Source organism: Gracilibacillus timonensis (assembly GCF_900086715.1).
GTDB classification, from domain to species: Bacteria; Bacillota; Bacilli; order Bacillales; family Amphibacillaceae; genus Gracilibacillus; species Gracilibacillus timonensis.
In genome coordinates, this window is the sequence record NZ_FLKH01000012.1 from 2,012,082 (window position 1) to 2,029,999 (window position 17,918).

A 17,918-nucleotide genomic window follows, 5' to 3' on the forward strand; every position below is an offset into this window, starting at 1 on the left:
GTTGATATCATGAAATATTATAATCCGGTTATTAAAGGTTTTAATCCGGACCCGAGTATTTGCAAAGTAAATGATGACTACTTTTTAGTTGCAAGTTCCTTTGAGTATTTTCCTGGTATACCTATATATCATAGTGTGGACTTGATTAACTGGAGACAGGTAGGAAATTGTATAAATAGGTCTTCCCAATTATCCTTTGATAATGTTAGTGATTCAGGTGGAGTATGGGCTCCTACTATTAGATATTCGAACGGTGTTTTTTATGTTACTGCCACTATGCAAAATTATGGGAATTTTATCATAACAACTAATGATATTTATAAAGATTGGTCTGATCCTATGTGGGTATCAATGGGTGGTATAGACCCATCATTATATTTCGAAGGAACAAAGGCCTATTTTTGCACCAATTATAGTAAACATAAAGAAAAAGAAGAAATCTCTATGGCGGAAATTGATATATCAACTGGAGAGTTAATAACTGATATTAAACCTATTTGGTCTGGAACTGGAGGAGGTTTTTTGGAAGCACCTCACCTCTACCATATTGGTGAATGGTATTATCTACTAACAGCAGAAGGTGGAACCTTTTCTAATCATATGGCCACTGTGGCTCGAAGTAGGAACATTTGGGGAGGTTATGAGAGTTGTCCATTAAATCCTATATTAACTAACAGACATGATACTTCAAAAGAAGTACAATGTACAGGTCATGGAGATTTAGTAGAAGATCAAAACGGAAATTGGTGGATGATACATTTGGGCACTAGACTTTCTAGGCGAACCATGACTCATTTGGGAAGAGAAATTTTCCTTACACCAATAAAATGGAGAGACGAGTGGCCAGTTGTAGTTAATAATAAGAAAGCTTCCTTAGAAAATGAAGGAGAATTGAGTGAACAGCAAAAAGTAAGACAAAATTGGTATGCGAATTTCAAGCAGAAAATATGGGAACCGCAATGGCTTTTCCTTAGAAAGCCTAAAAATTCATCCTATCATAAAGTGGATGGAAGGCTTTTACTATACCCGAATAGTAGTAGTTTTGATGGTGAGTTGCAACCCACATTTGTAGGTGTAAGACAAGCTGATTTTATTTGTACCATAAATGCAACTTACTATTTTGCAACAAGTGTAGTTGATGATGAAGCGGGGGTAGTATTTTATCTTTCATCCAATTTTTATTATTCTATTAGTAAAAGAAAAACAAAGCAAGGAGACTATCTTATTGTAGAGAGAGTGGCGGAAGATTTCAAGCAAATAGCCTATAAAGAAAGAATAAAAGATGGGAAAATTTCATTAAGGATAATAGCTGATAAACAATACTACCACTTCTACTGTGCAATTGGTGAAGAGCCGTTAAGATTTGTCTGCAAAACTTCAACCAGATTTCTTGCTTGTGAAATGGCTGGTAAATGCTTTACTGGTACAGTTATTGCTTTGTATGCATTGGGTAACGCTTTCACTAATTCTGTTGCGAAAGTTGAAAGCTTTTCTATATTAACTTAGATATCAAGACTAGAACTACCATTAGATGGGCAATGGAAGTCTGAAAATCGATGAGTGGTCATTACTTAGTACAAGATGTAAGACGCTTATATTTATTCCATGAAGGATATCAATTTAGGAAATAAAATTGAAATGCTTTCAACTTATCCTGCCCAAAGAATGCATGAACTGATGGAGCGAGTGACAAAAAGGTTGAACAAGTCAAAAAAATCTTTATTTGTAATACTCTCTTTAGTTCGTTTGCTTTTCAAGAGAAAGCTCCATCAACATTATGTATCATTTAATAACATTATAATTTTTGAAGAAAAAAGTGTCCAGTATTTCCATGTATTACGATAGAAGTCACTCTGCATATCGGAGCGTTCAGAACTGTACAACAGCACTTCTTGATCCTCAATAGCTGGAGTGGAGAATTCATATTCCTTGTGTTCGTCATTGTATATAATCATGATGTCAAATTGGTTCAGGCCAAATAAATATTTGATAATCGAGCTTGGGTGTGAATATATGCGATAATTATTTACATTATACTGCTTTAATTGTTGAAGGATTAGCTTGCCAAGAGTAGGTGCGAGCCAACTATCGATCCCAATAATTAATTTATTATCCCTATCAACAACCTGCTGGAACGTTTGCTTTCTTCCTTGTTGTTCATCCTGTTCTAAAACAGTGTTGACATTATTAATACTAGCTAAGAATCTCGTGGCATATGGAAGAAAGTACATTCCTTTTTTCGTGAGTTGAATTCCTCTATTACTGCGCTCGATCAATTTAAATTGCAGTTCGTTTTCCAACCTATGAATCCTTGCACTTAAAGTAGGCTGGCTAATGAATAAAGAACGAGCTGCGTTAGAAATACTTTTATCTCTAATAACTGTAATGAATGATTGTAAATCTGAGTATGGCATTCAATATGTACCAGCCTTGCAATCTTTTTTACCACTAAATGCGGAGAGTTTTACCACCTGTTGCTGAAGTCTTTACCACTGAAGAATAAGCACTTACCAACCACAGTGTTAACTGCTTGCCCTTGACCGTCGTGCCACTTCTTAGTGATCGCTGAAAGGGGACGGGGCCCCGTCAGCGGAACTTAGAAGTGATTGTCCGTGGTACGCTATTTGAGCGGATGAAGCCCTAAAGGCTGCTTTTTTTCCATCCGCCATTAAACCACTACCACGGACACAAACAAGGTCAAGGGTGGTGGGATCGTTGCTATATCATGAATGAACAGTTGGTTCCACTGTATTGGCTTGTCTCTTTATGTATGGTAAAGAACTCCGCAATAAGTGGTAAATTTCTCCGCAAAAGGTGGTAAAAAAGATTGCACAAGTGGTAAAAATCGTCCGCCGTACTCATAAATCTTCTAAATTCATACCCGCCACCTTCCCTTTTTAACGTATTTTAGCCAAGAAGTCTCCATCCTCAAGAAATGTGAAGGACTTTAGTCCAATGTGTAGGGTGGAGATGAATTGGCTTTCGGTCAGGTATGTCTTTAGACGTGTCAATTGACCAAACATATGTTACCATAATAGTATGAAGTGTTCTTTGATAGCTAGATATATAAGGTTGCATGGAGAAACAAAAATGCGAAAACCAAGCGATATCCTTCCATGCGTAAAATATCTAAGGTGCGAAAGAAACTCCGAATTGTCGGACATCTAGGGTAGGGACTTCCTGAAGTAACGCTCATGGAGATGAAAGATTGCTTTCGTCATGGAAGTGAGAAGCTTCCACTCCAAGCGACCTGTAAGGGTTGGAAGTGGTGGGAGTAGTTCACTCATCCCCGCTAAACATCACATCAATCCCTTTAAAAGTGTAATAAAGCGCGTCTTTTAAAGCTATCACTTCTATTTTATGTTGTTGGGCTGCTTTTTGTAAAGCATTGCCAAACAAATGAAAACTCTTAGAAATCTGCCCTCCAATTACGACTTTATCTGGTTGAAAAGACTGAATATAAGGCTCTAGCATCTCCGCAAGGTTATTTCCAAAAGTATCGAAGGTTTGAATAGCTGCTTCATTCTTTTCCTTTGCTAGAAGTGCGATATCTTTCACCGTATTGTACTGAATTGTATCAATTCCATTAGACGATGCTAATTGGAGGATGCCTCGTATTGAAAAATAATCATCCACGATGGAATCTTTATATGGAATTTGATATAAATAGCCTTCTGGTGGAATGTCTTCTCTGCTTGTTAATATTTTCCCTTGATCTAAAAAAACAGAGCCCAAACCTGTGCCAATGGTTAAACAGATTAGTTTTTCCGCTGGAAATTCTTCATTGACGCCAATCCCAAATAGATGACAGTCATTCTCAAAACGAATATTAATCTGATCATTTACTGGAAGTTGTGCAGCTAGTAGTCTCTTCCGTATTTCTTCATGAATATTTATACCGTATAGTGCATCGAACTTTCCGACGCCTTTTACATAGCTAATCCCATTTCTATAATCGAATGGTCCGGGAAAGGTGAATCCAATATTTAATTGGCTGATATATTGGTTGTTGTGAGCTCTTATATATGGATAAACAAGGTCTTCGATGATTCGCTTAAAATTATTAAGAATGGCCTCCGCATCTAAATAGGAATAGGTATTGTATTTTTTTATAGTTGAAGTGAGAATTTGGTGATGTTCAATGATACATCCTTTCGTAAATGTACCACCTACATCCAAGGCAAGCATTAAGCGGTCTGACATAAGTTATTCACCTCTCTGCTGAATTTTATGGTTATTTAATCTGCTTGTAATCTCGATCGGAATTCTCCCGGAGGAATATCCATTACTTTCTTAAAGACACTGGAGAAATAATGAACGGTATCAAAGCCAACTTGTTGCGCCACTATTTTAATGGGTAAATCAGTCGTAGCTAATAATATAGCCGCTTTATTTATTTTTTCGGAACGTACATATTGTGTAAATGTAACGTCGATATGTTGTGTAAATAATCTGGAAAGATGACGGTGAGACACATGAAGATGATCTGCTACGTCACTTAATTTTAAATGTTTGTCTAAATTATCGTGGATAAATAATTTGGCATTATAAATAATTTCATTGGATTCCAGCACTTTTGTTTCCTTTAACTCATCCCTCTCTATACCTACGATTTGCTGATAAAAATGTTGCATAATAATTTGGACGAGAGTATATGCCAGCGACTGGGTGATTTCTTTAGTAAATAAAGTTTGTTGACTGCTTTGAAGCAGCATTTCTTTCCATAATAACCCCACATTAAATTGATTGTTCAACAAAAAATGTTCGAAATGCTCGATATTTTCTATACGATCAAACAAATCCATTAATTCTCTGGTTTCCATTAACGAAAAGGGTTCAAACGTAAAAAATAACATAGTCAGGTTTGATTTATCTATTAGCTGGCATTCTGCATATGGCTTTAAAAGAAATAAATCGCCAGAAATGATGGGATAATCTTGTTTATTAAACATAAAGGTACCTTCGCCGCTTAAAATATAGTACACTTCATAATGTTTACTAAAGAAATCATTTTGTGAAAAGGTTCCTCCGCCCCAATGGTGAAGGGATAGATTCATTTCTTTACCTTTTACATAATGAATATGTTGATTGAGATAGTGGTTTCCTTGATTGATGATTGCGTTCTCAATAAGAATGTTCATAAGTAACATTCATCCTTTTGGCTTTTATTAGTTGTTCAGTGGACGTAAAACGCAATATCCATCATTCCCGCATCTAGAACTTAGGCATCTAGGTAAGAGACAATGGACGTGAACACCTCAATAAGACTGCTTTATTATGACAAAATGATCTTTAACATGAAGGTAGTTTTCGTGTGATAAAAAACTTCACAGACGACTGGACAATAACTATCTGATTAATGATAATATACTATTTTTAAAAAAATATTCAATTCATTTTGGGGTAATGTGTCCGATTCTTATAAATACAAGGCCTCAAATTACAAATACAAACGTTAAGCAATACTATATATTTTTAGTAAGGTGGATGAATGACATGATGAATAATTATTTTTTAGCATTTGATGTAGGTGGACAATTTATCAAGGGAGGTGTTTTCAATCACCAAGGGGAGTATATAGAATCTTCTTTTTCTTTTTACCCAGCTAAGAGTCGGATGACTGCAGAAGTGATTTTAGACAATTTAACCAATATTATCTGTAATCAAATTAACAGAATCTTAGACAAAAATTATTGCATTAAAGGAATAGGGTTTGCATTTCCCGGCCCGTTTGATTATGAAAATGGGATTTGTTATGTGAAAGACGTCGATAAATTTAATTCTATTTATGGGCTTAATATTCGAACAGAAATCTGGAAGCGCTTAATGCGAAAGAGGGTTTGTCATCGAATTTCAAAGGATGCCATTTTCTTTTTCCAAAATAATGTAAGTATGTTTGCGATAGGAGAATGGAAAAATCGCCAATTCGACAGTAAAGTCACCCGAGGTCTTTTCTTAACAGTAGGGAATGGAGTAGGTTCAGCTTTCTTAGAGAATGGCAAGATTATTACGGATCGCTTTGATGTACCTCCTAATGGCTGGATTTATAAGCTGCCATTTTATGATTCGATTGTTGATGACTATATTTCTCACAGAGGAATCATGCGAATAGCCAACGAAATTGGATTATCTGAAAACATAGATGAAATTATAGAAAGCTACCAGCTAGGAGATGATAGGGCAATCGAGTTATTTAACCAGTTTGGACGTTATTTTAGTGAAGTACTTGCCATGATAAATCATCAATTTAAAGCTGAGGTTATCGTTATTGGCGGGGAAATAGCAAAAATATATCCATATTATGAAAATAGCTTAGTAGAACATTCAGAAAATAATGAAACACCAATCAGGTGGAGTAGGCAAACAGAGCTTTGCACATTTAAAGGGTTATTTGAATATTATAAAGAATTTTGATTACTTTTTCTGAAAAATCAGGATAATATTTAATTCATAAGAATTATTTAGGTGAATGGAATGAGAAAGGGGTTTGCTAAAAATGAAAAAAAATCTACTTTTCGTTTTTTTAGTAATGAGTATAAGTGTTCTTTTAGTTGCCTGTGGAGGAAATAGTGGGAGTAGCGCTAATGCTGTCGATTATTATTCAGACTTAGCCGATGATGGGCCAATTATTGAGCAAATATCCGAACAAATGGAAGAAAAAAATGATTTATCAATAAATTTCACGGGTTACTCCGATGGACAAGCTTATCAAACAGCTGCTTCCCAATCTTTAGGGAAAGAAGATTCACCAGGGATTTTCAAATGGTGGAGTGGTTATCGCTTAAATAATTTAGCGGCTACTGGTGAAATTGCTGATTTAACGGATGAATGGGAAGACTATTATATTGATGCAGGAATTAATCCAGAATTAGCTGAGGCATTCACAGTAGATGGGAAAATATATGGAGCCCCATTATCTGTTTTATATAATGTCGTTTTCTATAATAAGAATGTGTTTGATGAGTATAATCTATCACCACCAGAAACGTTTGATGATTTCTTAGAAATTTCCGAAACGTTAAAAAATGAAGGGGTCATTCCATTAGCCGTAAAAAATGATGGATGGGCTAGTTTTGTTTGGCTGCAACTATTCCTTGGTGCTTATGATCCTGACCTTTATACCGATTTAGTAGAGGGTAATGTGTCATATGAGGATGAGCAGGTTGTCGAGGCATTAAGTGTTTGGCAATCCATGATTGAAGCAGGATACTTCGGTGAACCGGTAAAAGCTGAAAACCAAACCAGACAGTTTGCAAAAGGTGATGCTGCCATGGCGTATGAACCGCCGATCTTCATCAAGGGATTAGAAGAGGATTATGATATGGAAGCAAATGAAGATTACGGCATGTTTGTTGTACCTTCGATGGACGGCTCTACGAAACCAGCCATTTTTTATGAAGCGTCTCCTTTAGTTGTTTCAGAAGCAAGTTCTCAAAAAGAAGATGCCAAGAAAGTATTGAGAGAAATAGAGACAAAAGACAGCTTTGAAATTTATGCCAAAGAATCTAAAGCAGCATTTGTAGAAGGTGTGCAAACAGGAAATGCCATAAGTGATGAAATTAATGAAGTGGCCAATAGTGATGACTATACTTTGAAATTACGATATTACGAAGCAACACCTTCGGATATTGTAGATACGGCGACGGAAAATTTATGGGAGTTTTTCTATAATCCAAGTGAACAGAGTCTTAGAAATGCATTAGAAAATATTCAGAAGGTAGCAGATGAAGCAGAGTTTTAAAACTATTGAATGAAATATCTTCTGAAGGCTTTGTAAACATTATCGCACGGGGCTAAAGCATTGGTTTATGTAAAACATATCAAGAAGAAAAAATGTAATCGAATTCAATGGTCCTAATCTTGACTAGTGTAAACCATTGTTCCGTGCGATTAAGTTTAACTATGGAATGATTCATCTTTATCGAGCTTGTATCCAATGATCCTTTTGATCAAATAAAAAGGGTTTCATCAACAAAGCGTAAATCTTAATAAAGAAATTTTCGACAACACCTTGCATAATGAAGGAGGCTTAAAGAATGGAAATCATAAAATCTAAACCTTCGTCCAAACTTTCCACGAAAAGAAAAATAGAAAAAATGACACCCTATTTATATTTACTTCCTGCTGTGATATTAGTTGTTATTTTTTGTATATATTCTGATTTCTTCTCGTTAATTGTAAGCTTTACAGAGTGGGATGGATTAAATGAGATGAGGTTTATTGGATTTCAAAATTACATTCAAATGTTCCAAGATCCCAATTTTTTATTATCATCTCTCAACACATTAATTTGGGTCATTGGTACCTTGCTCATCCCGGTCTCCATCGCTTTGATTTTTGCGATTGCGATTACACATGTCAAAACACAATCATTTTTTAAGATTGTATTTTATCTACCAAATGCGTTGTCTCAAACCATTGCGGGGATTATTTTAACCACCATCTTAAGCACGTATGGCTTACCGCATTTACTTGGGGTGATGGGTTTTGAGAGTTTAGCTAAAGACTGGCTCACTGTGCCTTATGTCAACACAGTGATTATGGTTGTTTCTAGTGGATGGCAAGGAATTGGGTTGAATTTAATCTTATTTATCGTAGGGTTAAATCAGATTCCAAAAGAACCGATCGAAGCGGCAATCATGGAAGGCGCGAAGGGTATTAGATTATATACAAGAGTAGTCCTCCCGTTATTAAAGCCTATTATGCTTATTGTACTACTCATGTCTTTAGTTAATAGCTTTAAATCATTCGATACCATTTGGGTAATGACAAATGGAGGCCCATTCAGAACGTCAGAGACATTGGCAGTAACTATGTATAAAGAGGCATTTGTGAATAATCAGTTAGGCTATGGGTCGGCAATTGCCATGTTGTTATCTGTCACTGTATTAATTATTTCATGGTTCTTATTGCGCGATACGTTTAAAGGGGAGGAGTGAGAGTACATTATGAAAACCTATACGGAGAATAGTAGATTAACTATTAACATACTACTTTCGTTTTTTGCTTTTTTATGGTTTCTCCCATTTTTGTTTGTCGTGGTAAACAGTGTAAAAACGAGGAAAGAATATAATTTGGGTGAGTTTTGGGACTTTCCGCAAGGTTTTTCGGTTTTGGAAAATTTTGAATATATCAATACTCGTATCGACTTTATGATGGGTTTTTTGAATAGTTTGTTATATGGTGCGATCGCAACGACATTGGCTATTTTATTTGCTTCTTTAGCAGCTTATGCTATTTCGGCATTAAAGATAAAGTGGAAAATGTTTTGGTTTATGTTGATATATAGCGGAACGATTTTTCCATTTCAAATGTATATTATTCCTATCTTTCGCATGTACTCAAATGTTGACCTGTATGACAGCAAAATAGGGCTTTTAGCCGTCTACACAGCGCTTTGTATCCCTTTTTGCTTATTTGTATTAAGAAACTATTTTTATTCGATTCCTAAAGAGCTAGTAGAGTCTGCCAAAATGGACGGTGCTACTGATTTTAAAATCTTTGTAAGTATCTTTATGAAAATGGCGAAAGCGCCGATTGCTGCATGTTTTTTATTTCAATTTACATGGGTGTGGAATGACCTTCTATTTGGTCTGACGCTGTCGAAATCAGCAGAGGCAAGGCCTATTATGAGTTCCTTGTCTTTACTAAATGGAGCTGCAGGAACCAATGATGTCCCTTCTGCTCTACTAGCGGCTATTCTGGCTTCCATACCAACTTTCTTTATCTTTTTAGTTTTAAATAAAAGTTTCAATTATGGTTTCCCAACCACATCGAAATAAAATAAGAAAAGGCAGGGATAATAATGCCAAAGAAAATGAAAATCTATGTTGTTCATCATTCTCATACCGATATAGGCTATACAGAACGTCAGGAAAAGATTGAACGCTACCATGTGGATTTTATCAAGCAAGCGATTGATATTTTGAATTTGATTCACCAAGGACGTGCTCCAGAGTGGGAAGGGTTTCGCTGGACGTGTGAGAATACGTGGCAAGTCGAAAATTTTATGAATTCGGCCAGTCAAGTCTATATAAACGATTTTAAAAAATATGTGCAGAGTGGAGAAATCGATGTATCTGGAAATTATTTAAATATGACAGAACTCGTTGATCAAGCAGTGTTGAATCAAAAATTGGAAGAAGGTTTAGAACGAACGGAGTCTTTAGGATACAGACCTACTAGCGCCATGACAGCAGATATTAATGGGTATGCCTGGGGCTATGCAGAATCATTGTATCAAAATGGAGTGGAAAATTTATTTTCATGCATCCATCCACACCACGGCTTATTTCCGCTGAATCAAAAGCAAACCCCATTTTATTGGGAATCGCCAGAAGGGAATAAGGTGTTAGTCTGGGTAGGAGAACACTATCATCTCGGAAATGAATTAGGAATCGTTCCGAATGGGGGTACCAGTTATACGATACGTGATGAACTGGCCTTGAACATGCATACAGAGCCTTTTCAAGTCGCAGAGAAAAGAATCTATCGATATATCGAAAATTTAATGAAAGAAGATTATCCATTTTCTTTTGTTCCCATCATGGCGTCAGGGGTTATTAGTGATAATGCCCCTCCAAACGCAAGGATCATCGAGTTTATTGAGGCATGGAATGAAAAACATCAAGCGAATATAGAGATCGAATTGGTAACGTTAAAACAATTTTTTGACGTTTTACGTGAAAGCAATGTTGATATTCCAACTTACAGAGGGGACTGGAATGACTGGTGGGCAGATGGTGTAGGTTCTACTCCACTTGGCGTGAAACAGTTCCGCGAAGCCCAAAGGAAATATAGATTAAGTCATAAATTAGATCCCCAGTGGAAGATAGATGACAATAAAAAAATGGCACAATATGTAGACAACAGTTTGAGATATGCAGAGCATACGTGGGGCTATTCCACCTCTGTTTCTGAACCTTGGGATAGTCTGGTGAATAGCTTACAGCAACGCAAAGCGGGCTATGCAACAAAAGCGGATGAAGCCATTTCGGAACATTTAGATGTCATCTTGGCTGAGAATGGAGAGGTCTCCCTTATTCCTGATCGTCCTAAGAAGTATAAGGTAATCAACCCTCATGTAGAGCAGGTCACAGATACAGCAACGGTATTCATTGGTCATTGGGAAAAATTTGATAAGATGCAGTTAAGAGACGAAGAGTTGAATACCCGTCTGGAAGTAATTGATTCAGCTACCAAGGAAGTACTGCCATATCAAATCGTCCCAACGGCAAGCAATGGCTACCATTGTGAATTTGTGATTACGCTGGAAGCAAAAGAAGAGAAAAATGTCGAGATACGTCTAAGAGAAAAGCCAGATTACTATACGATAAAAAACTATGCCCATATCGGCGCAGAAGGCATTCAAGATATTCAACCAGTAGATTTAGAAAAGCGCAAACATCATGTCTCTCCACATAATCTAGAAACAACTTATTATAAAATCACACTGGATGAAACAGTGGGAATCAAAAGTATCATTGACAAAAGTGATCATACGGAATTGCTTCGAAATGATTTGGAATATGCCCCTTTTATGGGAATTTACGAGCAAACGGAAATAAAAACAACCCCAACGGCAGAAAGAAGAGTAATGGGAAGAAACAGAAAAAATATATCCACCAAAAGATATGCAGCAAGTCTTAGCGATATACAATTGCACGAAACCGGGGATGTCTATTCCCTAGTGGAACTCTATTATGTATTGGAAGGAACCAAACATTATTCCGTTCAATTAAAAGTTTACCATGACTTACCAAAAATTGCGGTAACATTAAAAATTCATAAAGACAGCTATTGGGAACCGGAAAATCTATATGCCCCTCTTCCATTTACAACGGGACAGGAGGAGCAATTATATGTGGAGAAAACGGGCTGTATGGTCCGCCCAGGTATTGATCAGCTCCCTTATACCAATCAGGAATTTTATTTGTTACAAGATGGATTAGCCTATGTAGGTCAACATAAAGGTGTCGCTATTGCGTTACCAGATGTTCCTTTAATTAGTATGGGAAGCTTGAAACATCATTTAATGGAATTATCAGAGTCAGAAAATCATGAAAAAAATCAAGAACCAGTCTACAGCTGGATCATGAATAACTTTTGGGAAACTAATTTTAATGTTGATTTAGCAGGTTTCTATGAGTTTTCATACTATATTGCGACGTCCAACCGTTACAATCAAGCGGAGGAGGCCATTAACGCTTGCCGAGTGTTAAATGAAGGGTTGGTTGCCATTAATATTAGCGATGACACCACGAACATTCAACAAAAAGGGACCATTCTTCCATAAGAATTGATTTTGTATAAAAGATGAGTTAAAACTTGAGAGGGAACAAATATTTTCTCTCAAGTTTTTCCATTAAACAGGAGTGTGAGAAGTTGGAATGACAACATTTGATAAATACCCTACCGTAGTTGTTTCTGAGCATAAAAAAGGAGTATGGGAAGGGGCCAAATCGATTGTAAAACAGCTGGAAATGCTGGCCATGCAACATCGTCTTATTGCGATAGAATGTTATCCAGGAGTAGACATACAGAAACTATATCATGATATCATTCAACCTTTACCTGTAGATGAAGCGATTTGTACCGAGAATCTATTTTACAATGAGGAGACCATTACGGATATGATAAAAAATAATCTAACCGATGATGACGTATTTGGCAGCTTCTCCCCGCATTCACTGGAGGAATTTTTGGATAATAACAAAATAAAAGCGGTCCAAGAGAAAATTCGAAACAATCAGAAGAAAAGTATGATTATTTATGGCGTAGGAGCAAGCCTCCTTGCAGAAGAAGGCGTTCTTATTTATGCAGATATCACAAGATGGGAAATCGAGCAAAGATTCCGACGAGGTATGTCGAATTGGAAAGCAAATAATCAAGAGGACACGATGTCACGAAAACATAAACGTGCTTATTTTTTTGAATGGCCATTAGCCGATCGTCTGAAAAAAAAATGGTTACATAAAGTTGATTTTTGGATAGATGGGAACCAGATAGATCATCTTAAATTAATTTCTCAAGAAAAATATGTACAAGGATTAACCCAAGTAATTTCGCAGCCATTCCGACTCGTTCCTTTTTTTGCTCCAGGAGTGTGGGGAGGAGAATGGATGCGAGAGGCATTCGACTTGGATAAAGAGGAAGTGAACTTTGCGTGGAGTTTCAATGGCGTTCCTGAAGAGAATAGTGTCTATTTACAGTACGGCGATTGCACCATTGAGCTGCCTGCAAATAATCTAGTTTTTTATTATCCAACAGAATTGTTAGGAAACAAAGTGTACGGCCGCTTTGGCAGGGAATTTCCGATCCGCTTTAACTTTTTAGACACGGTCCAAGGACAAAATCTCAGTTTACAGGTACATCCAACGACAGAGTATGTTCATGAGGCATTCGGAGCGCATTATACGCAAGATGAAAGCTACTATGTCTTACAGGCAGAGAAAGAAGCCGTTGTTTACTTAGGGGTGAAAGAAAATGTAAAGAAGGATGAAATGATAGAGGATTTAAAAGAGGCAGAGGCAGGAAATAAGACATTTGATGATGAGAAATTTATTCATCGTATGGGCATCCAAAAGCATGACCATTATTCCATTCCGGGAGGGACCATTCACTCGCAAGGAAAAAATTCTGTCGTTTTAGAAATTAGTTCGACACCTAATATCTATACTTTTAAGCTATGGGACTGGGAAAGAGTCGATTTAGATGGAAAACCAAGGCCGATACATTTACATCATGGGTTAAATTCTATTCAATGGGCAAGAGATGAAAAATGGGTAAAAGACCATTTACGTTCTCCCAATCAATTAATAGCCAAGGGAGAAGGGTGGTATGAAGAGAAGACAGGCTTACATGAGCTAGAATTTATTGAAACGAGACGACACTGGTTTTCCACCACTGTATATCATGAGACACATGATAGCGTCAACGTGCTAAATCTAGTAGAGGGGGAAGAAGCTATTGTAGAAAGTATCAATGGTGAATTCGAGCCATTTACTGTTCATTATGCGGAGACGTTTATTGTACCTGAGCATATAAAGAACTATTCGATTAGACCGCATGGACCTTCAGAAGGGAAGACGATCGCTACGATTAAGGCGTTTGTCAGGGTGTAGGGATTACCAATATGGACGAGGAGAGTAGTGCTGAACATTTAGTGTGTTTGGCATATTTCCTCGTTTTTTTTTGTTTTAAAGAATAAATGGATTTATAAGATCAACTTTTGTGTTATATGTAAAATGTCACGCTCGGAATATATAAGTAATGTCATCTATTCATATAGTGCAGTTACTATATATTCCTTCTATTTTCAGAAGGTATTTCTGATTGGAAACAATATCTAAAGCAGTTGGAAGATAAGTATGGTATACGATACCTTATGATGGAATTTGTAAAAGGGGATAGTATAAGTCAATTACAGGAAGATGTACAAGCGCTGCGTGCTCTGAATGGAAGTTAAGATAACTAGGTTCATTATAGAAAAACATGGCATTAAAAAAAGGTATCATAAATCATAAAACTATGATATCATTATTTTTACAGCAACTTAATATATTAACTGGTTAACTGGTTAGGAGGTTATCTTATTTCTATCCCAAAGTATCAGCAAATAAAGCAAAGTCTTCTTTACAAGATTAATAGCGGACAATTTCTCCCAGGTGACAAATTTTATAGCGAAGCAGAACTAAAAAAGGAATATAACGTAAGCGGCATCACTGTCATTAAGGCCATACAGGAATTGAAGCAGGAAGGCTATTTAGTGCGCTATCAAGGTAAAGGGACCTACGTTTCGAAAGGGAAAAAGGCGAAGGTTGTGCGATTTTCAGATCAGGAAAAGTATCAAGGAATGCAGGAGTCTACTCGTGTATTAACGGTGGAACGAATGACGGATCCATCGATCGCCAAAGAATTAAATATTAGTGAAGAAGAGCCGTTTTATTTAATTAAACGTGTACGTATGATTGACAACATACCATTACTTGTACAGTATTCGTATGTTTTGGCTGAATTCATTAGAGAAGAGGATGTAGAGAATTTGGAAGCCTTTTCCTCTATCTATGAAAAGATCAAAGAAGATTTTCAAATTAATTTGTTCCAGGCGGATTCGACCGAAGTAACCGAGATTTGTTTCCCAATCCCGTCAGGAGAAAGTGATTTACTTGAGATTAAAAAGGATGAGCCTACTGCTTTTATCCGCAGACATACCTATCTACCGGGTAATAGAGTGGTTGAATATATCGAGACTTACAAGCGTTGGGAGTATTTCAGCAATAAAATAGAGCCTTTATAGGAGTGAGACCATGAATGTTTTATTAGTATCCCATCAAGGGGTAGCAAGTGGTATGAAAGAAGCAGTTCATATGATTACAGGAGAGCAGAAAAATCTCCATACGATCGAATTGACGGAAACGGGCGTTGGCGAATTTTCCACTGCGTTGACATCTTATTTAGAAGAAAGAAAACATACAGATCAAGCATTACTTGTTTTGGCGGACTTAAAGGGTGGAACGCCTTACAATCAAGCCGTTGCACTAGTTCATAAATTAGATTTGGAGCAATTTGTTCATGTTGTAAGCGGAGTCAACTTACCGTTAATTCTTGAAACGCTTTTTATGGACGACAGCAGCTTTACAATCTCTGACCTTGAGCGGGTCATTACGTCTTCTAAGGAAGCTATTTTTAAGGCCGGTCCATTAGAACAGAATAATAATGATTTAGATGAATAGGGGGCAATAAAGATGGATATCGCTTGGTGGCAAGTACTTTTGTTAACGTTGTACTCAGCGTTTGCAATTTACGATGGAAATAACACAACCATGGGATTTGTAAAACCGACCATGGCAGGTTTCTTTGCAGGATTGATTCTTGGAGATATTGAGACCGGTTTAATTGTCGGAGGTACATTAAACTTACTGGTATTAGGAGTTGGAAATTTCGGTGGGGCATCGATTCCTGATTATATGACAGGGGCCTTAATTGGTACCGCATTTGCCATTTTTTCAGGTGAAGGCGCTCAGTTTGGGATATCGTTGGCTATTCCGATTGGTTTATTGATGGTGCAACTGGATGTACTAGCCCGTTTTACCAATACGTATTTTCAAAATAGAGCAGAGCGGTTTATCAAGCAGGGTGATATCGACAGGGCCTCGAGGATGGGGCTTTGGGGCATAATGCCAACCTCCCTGTCCAGAATGATACCTGTAGCATTGGCGCTTATTTTCGGTTCGCAGTTTGTGGAAAGTATCGTTGGTTATATGCCGGATTGGTTGATGAGTGGTTTAGAAGTTGCCGGCGGGATGCTGCCTGCATTAGGTATAGCTATATTGTTACGATACTTACCGGTAAATGAGAATATTCCTTATTTAATCATTGGATTTGTAGTAGCAGCTTACTTAGATATAACCGTATTAGGAGCTGCACTGATTGGATTAGCCTTGGCCATTCTAGGTTATCAACGATTGACGAAAAACAATGATGATTCCAATGATCCCAATAACGCAGCAGTAGCGAATGGAGGGATGGGCGATGAGTAAAAATCGAAAACTGGATCGTGAATTAAGAAGTGTATTCTGGAGATGGTTTTTCTTTGGACAAGCCAGCTGGAACTATCAAAAATTTCAAGGTTTAGGTTACTATTTTAGTATTTTGCCGTTGTTAAAAAGCTTGTATAAAGATCCGGAAGAGCGCAAGACCGTGGCCATGACGCACATGCAATTTTTCAACACCAATAATACGATGGCGCCGTTGATATTAGGTGTGAATACGGCGCTGGAAAGAGAGAAAAGGATTCAGTCGATGGAAGCCGTGGCTTCATTAAAGACTGGTATGATGGGGCCATTGGCTGGAATTGGTGATACGCTATTCTTTGTTATTCCAACGACGATTGTCGGCTCCATTGCTTCTTATTTAGCACTGGAAGGGAATCCAATCGGTCTTGTTCTTTGGATTGTGTTTGGTCTAATCCGTCTTGGTGCGATGCGTTTCTTCGTTTGGTCAGGTTATCAAGAAGGTGTCAGATTGGTCACAGAGATTGGCGGCAGGTTAAAAAACTTAACGCAAGCTGCTAATATATTAGGGATTACCGTTGTTGGTGCATTGATACCGACCGTTGTTACAGCAACATTTGGATATGAGTTTCAGCAAGGAGAAGTAACGCTATCCATACAGGAACTGGCAGATCAAATTTTACCTTCATTAGGACCAGTGCTAGTGGTTGGGGTAACATACTGGATGCTTGGCAGAAAAAAATTAAACTCTACACGAGTGGTATTTATTCTTATGGCATTGGGGATCATTGCTTATAACTTACACATATTCACCAACTAAGCTTGATGTTTCAACGTTTAACAGGGTTGGGAGTCCATCAAAAGGGGCTCCCATGACCAATATATTATACGAGGAGAGATAGATATGGAAGGAATTGTACATGTAAGGGTGGATGACCGTTTAATTCACGGACAGGTAGCTACTCGTTGGGCTACTGGACTTCGCGTAAATCGAATTATGATCATAGATGATATTATTGCCGTAAATGATGATGAAAAAGCCGTATTACGAATGGCAGCACCAGCTGGTGTCAATACATCGATTCTGCCTTTCGAAAAAGCAGTTGCCAATATTAAGGCAGGCAATTACAAAGGACAGCGGGTATTGCTAGTTGTAAAATCACCGGAGATCTTGGTTCGACTGCAGGAAGAGGGATTGGAGCTGCCTCAAGTTAATGTAGGGAACCTTTCCAACCGGTTCGATACGATACAAATTAAGAAGTCGGTCAGCCTGACAAAAGAGGAAGAGCAGGCCATTCAAACACTAATGGATTCCGGCATAACCGTAACGGCTCAAATGGTGCCCGAAGATCCAGAAACGAGCATTGAAGTATTTTTGAAAAAAGCAAAGCGATAAATGAGGGG

General features: G+C 37.4%; 15 protein-coding genes. 12 read left to right on the top strand and 3 right to left on the bottom strand.

Annotated elements, in window-relative coordinates:
• The first annotated feature begins 9 nt into the window (after positions 1-9).
• Positions 10-1,506 (top strand): glycoside hydrolase family 43 protein, encoded by a 1,497-nt coding sequence (locus BN6556_RS20575; RefSeq protein WP_066195812.1) that lies wholly within the window; start codon positions 10-12, stop codon positions 1,504-1,506.
• A 269-nt stretch (positions 1,507-1,775) separates the two neighbouring features.
• Here BN6556_RS20575 and BN6556_RS20580 read toward each other — a convergent pair whose 3' ends face one another.
• The 3 genes from BN6556_RS20580 to BN6556_RS20590 form a co-directional block, all read right to left on the bottom strand.
• Positions 1,776-2,414: a LysR family transcriptional regulator gene (locus BN6556_RS20580; protein WP_078060199.1), complete on the bottom strand. Its 639-nt coding sequence runs from the start codon at positions 2,412-2,414 to the stop codon at positions 1,776-1,778.
• An 865-nt stretch (positions 2,415-3,279) separates the two neighbouring features.
• Positions 3,280-4,203: an ROK family protein gene (locus BN6556_RS20585; protein ID WP_066195822.1), complete on the bottom strand. Its 924-nt coding sequence runs from the start codon at positions 4,201-4,203 to the stop codon at positions 3,280-3,282.
• Positions 4,204-4,238: 35 nt separating this feature from the next.
• A complete protein-coding gene (locus tag BN6556_RS20590) occupies positions 4,239-5,141 on the bottom strand; it encodes an AraC family transcriptional regulator (RefSeq protein ID WP_066195827.1) in 903 nt (300 codons plus the stop codon).
• Between the two features lie 355 nt (positions 5,142-5,496).
• Here BN6556_RS20590 and BN6556_RS20595 point away from each other — a divergent pair, with 355 nt between their 5' ends.
• The 11 genes from BN6556_RS20595 (at position 5,497) to BN6556_RS20645 (ending at position 17,910) form a co-directional block, all read left to right on the top strand.
• On the top strand, positions 5,497-6,414 hold the full coding sequence (locus BN6556_RS20595) for an ROK family protein (protein WP_066195829.1): 918 nt from the start codon (positions 5,497-5,499) through the stop codon (positions 6,412-6,414).
• Between the two features lie 82 nt (positions 6,415-6,496).
• Positions 6,497-7,741 (top strand): ABC transporter substrate-binding protein, encoded by a 1,245-nt coding sequence (locus BN6556_RS20600; RefSeq protein WP_066195831.1) that lies wholly within the window; start codon positions 6,497-6,499, stop codon positions 7,739-7,741.
• Between the two features lie 295 nt (positions 7,742-8,036).
• Positions 8,037-8,939 carry a carbohydrate ABC transporter permease gene (locus BN6556_RS20605; protein ID WP_066195833.1) on the top strand — a complete coding sequence of 301 codons (903 nt, stop codon included), beginning with the start codon at positions 8,037-8,039 and terminating at the stop codon, positions 8,937-8,939.
• Between the two features lie 9 nt (positions 8,940-8,948).
• Positions 8,949-9,782: a carbohydrate ABC transporter permease gene (locus tag BN6556_RS20610; protein ID WP_066195835.1), complete on the top strand. Its 834-nt coding sequence runs from the start codon at positions 8,949-8,951 to the stop codon at positions 9,780-9,782.
• Between the two features lie 23 nt (positions 9,783-9,805).
• On the top strand, positions 9,806-12,295 hold the full coding sequence (locus tag BN6556_RS20615) for a glycoside hydrolase family 38 N-terminal domain-containing protein (RefSeq protein WP_235817562.1): 2,490 nt from the start codon (positions 9,806-9,808) through the stop codon (positions 12,293-12,295).
• Positions 12,296-12,389: 94 nt separating this feature from the next.
• Positions 12,390-14,123 (top strand): class I mannose-6-phosphate isomerase, encoded by a 1,734-nt coding sequence (locus BN6556_RS20620; RefSeq protein ID WP_066195842.1) that lies wholly within the window; start codon positions 12,390-12,392, stop codon positions 14,121-14,123.
• Positions 14,124-14,617: 494 nt separating this feature from the next.
• Positions 14,618-15,298, top strand: coding sequence for a GntR family transcriptional regulator (locus BN6556_RS20625; RefSeq protein WP_262361342.1), 681 nt, complete (start codon positions 14,618-14,620; stop codon positions 15,296-15,298).
• A 10-nt stretch (positions 15,299-15,308) separates the two neighbouring features.
• Positions 15,309-15,734, top strand: a complete 426-nt coding sequence (locus BN6556_RS20630; protein WP_066195851.1) for a PTS sugar transporter subunit IIA — start codon at positions 15,309-15,311, stop codon at positions 15,732-15,734.
• Positions 15,735-15,746: 12 nt separating this feature from the next.
• On the top strand, positions 15,747-16,541 hold the full coding sequence (locus BN6556_RS20635) for a PTS mannose/fructose/sorbose/N-acetylgalactosamine transporter subunit IIC (protein ID WP_066195854.1): 795 nt from the start codon (positions 15,747-15,749) through the stop codon (positions 16,539-16,541).
• Entirely contained in the window at positions 16,534-17,334 is an 801-nt protein-coding gene (locus tag BN6556_RS20640) for a PTS system mannose/fructose/sorbose family transporter subunit IID (RefSeq protein ID WP_066195856.1), read from the top strand. Before BN6556_RS20635 ends, BN6556_RS20640 begins: the two co-directional genes overlap by 8 nt.
• Before the next feature lie 78 nt (positions 17,335-17,412).
• Complete coding sequence (locus BN6556_RS20645; protein ID WP_316245348.1) at positions 17,413-17,910, top strand: PTS sugar transporter subunit IIB; 498 nt, start codon at positions 17,413-17,415, stop codon at positions 17,908-17,910.
• The last annotated feature ends 8 nt before the right edge of the window (positions 17,911-17,918 follow it).

Excerpts from the sequence above, each read along its gene's own strand:
- BN6556_RS20575 (WP_066195812.1), top strand. The coding sequence starts at position 10 with ATGAAATATTATAATCCGGTTATTAAAGGTTTTAATCCGGACCCGAGT.
- BN6556_RS20580 (WP_078060199.1), bottom strand. The coding sequence starts at position 2,414 with ATGCCATACTCAGATTTACAATCATTCATTACAGTTATTAGAGATAAA.
- BN6556_RS20585 (WP_066195822.1), bottom strand. The coding sequence starts at position 4,203 with ATGTCAGACCGCTTAATGCTTGCCTTGGATGTAGGTGGTACATTTACG.
- BN6556_RS20590 (WP_066195827.1), bottom strand. The coding sequence starts at position 5,141 with ATGAACATTCTTATTGAGAACGCAATCATCAATCAAGGAAACCACTAT.
- BN6556_RS20595 (WP_066195829.1), top strand. The coding sequence starts at position 5,497 with ATGATGAATAATTATTTTTTAGCATTTGATGTAGGTGGACAATTTATC.
- BN6556_RS20600 (WP_066195831.1), top strand. The coding sequence starts at position 6,497 with ATGAAAAAAAATCTACTTTTCGTTTTTTTAGTAATGAGTATAAGTGTT.
- BN6556_RS20605 (WP_066195833.1), top strand. The coding sequence starts at position 8,037 with ATGGAAATCATAAAATCTAAACCTTCGTCCAAACTTTCCACGAAAAGA.
- BN6556_RS20610 (WP_066195835.1), top strand. The coding sequence starts at position 8,949 with ATGAAAACCTATACGGAGAATAGTAGATTAACTATTAACATACTACTT.
- BN6556_RS20615 (WP_235817562.1), top strand. The coding sequence starts at position 9,806 with ATGCCAAAGAAAATGAAAATCTATGTTGTTCATCATTCTCATACCGAT.
- BN6556_RS20620 (WP_066195842.1), top strand. The coding sequence starts at position 12,390 with ATGACAACATTTGATAAATACCCTACCGTAGTTGTTTCTGAGCATAAA.
- BN6556_RS20630 (WP_066195851.1), top strand. The coding sequence starts at position 15,309 with ATGAATGTTTTATTAGTATCCCATCAAGGGGTAGCAAGTGGTATGAAA.
- BN6556_RS20635 (WP_066195854.1), top strand. The coding sequence starts at position 15,747 with ATGGATATCGCTTGGTGGCAAGTACTTTTGTTAACGTTGTACTCAGCG.
- BN6556_RS20640 (WP_066195856.1), top strand. The coding sequence starts at position 16,534 with ATGAGTAAAAATCGAAAACTGGATCGTGAATTAAGAAGTGTATTCTGG.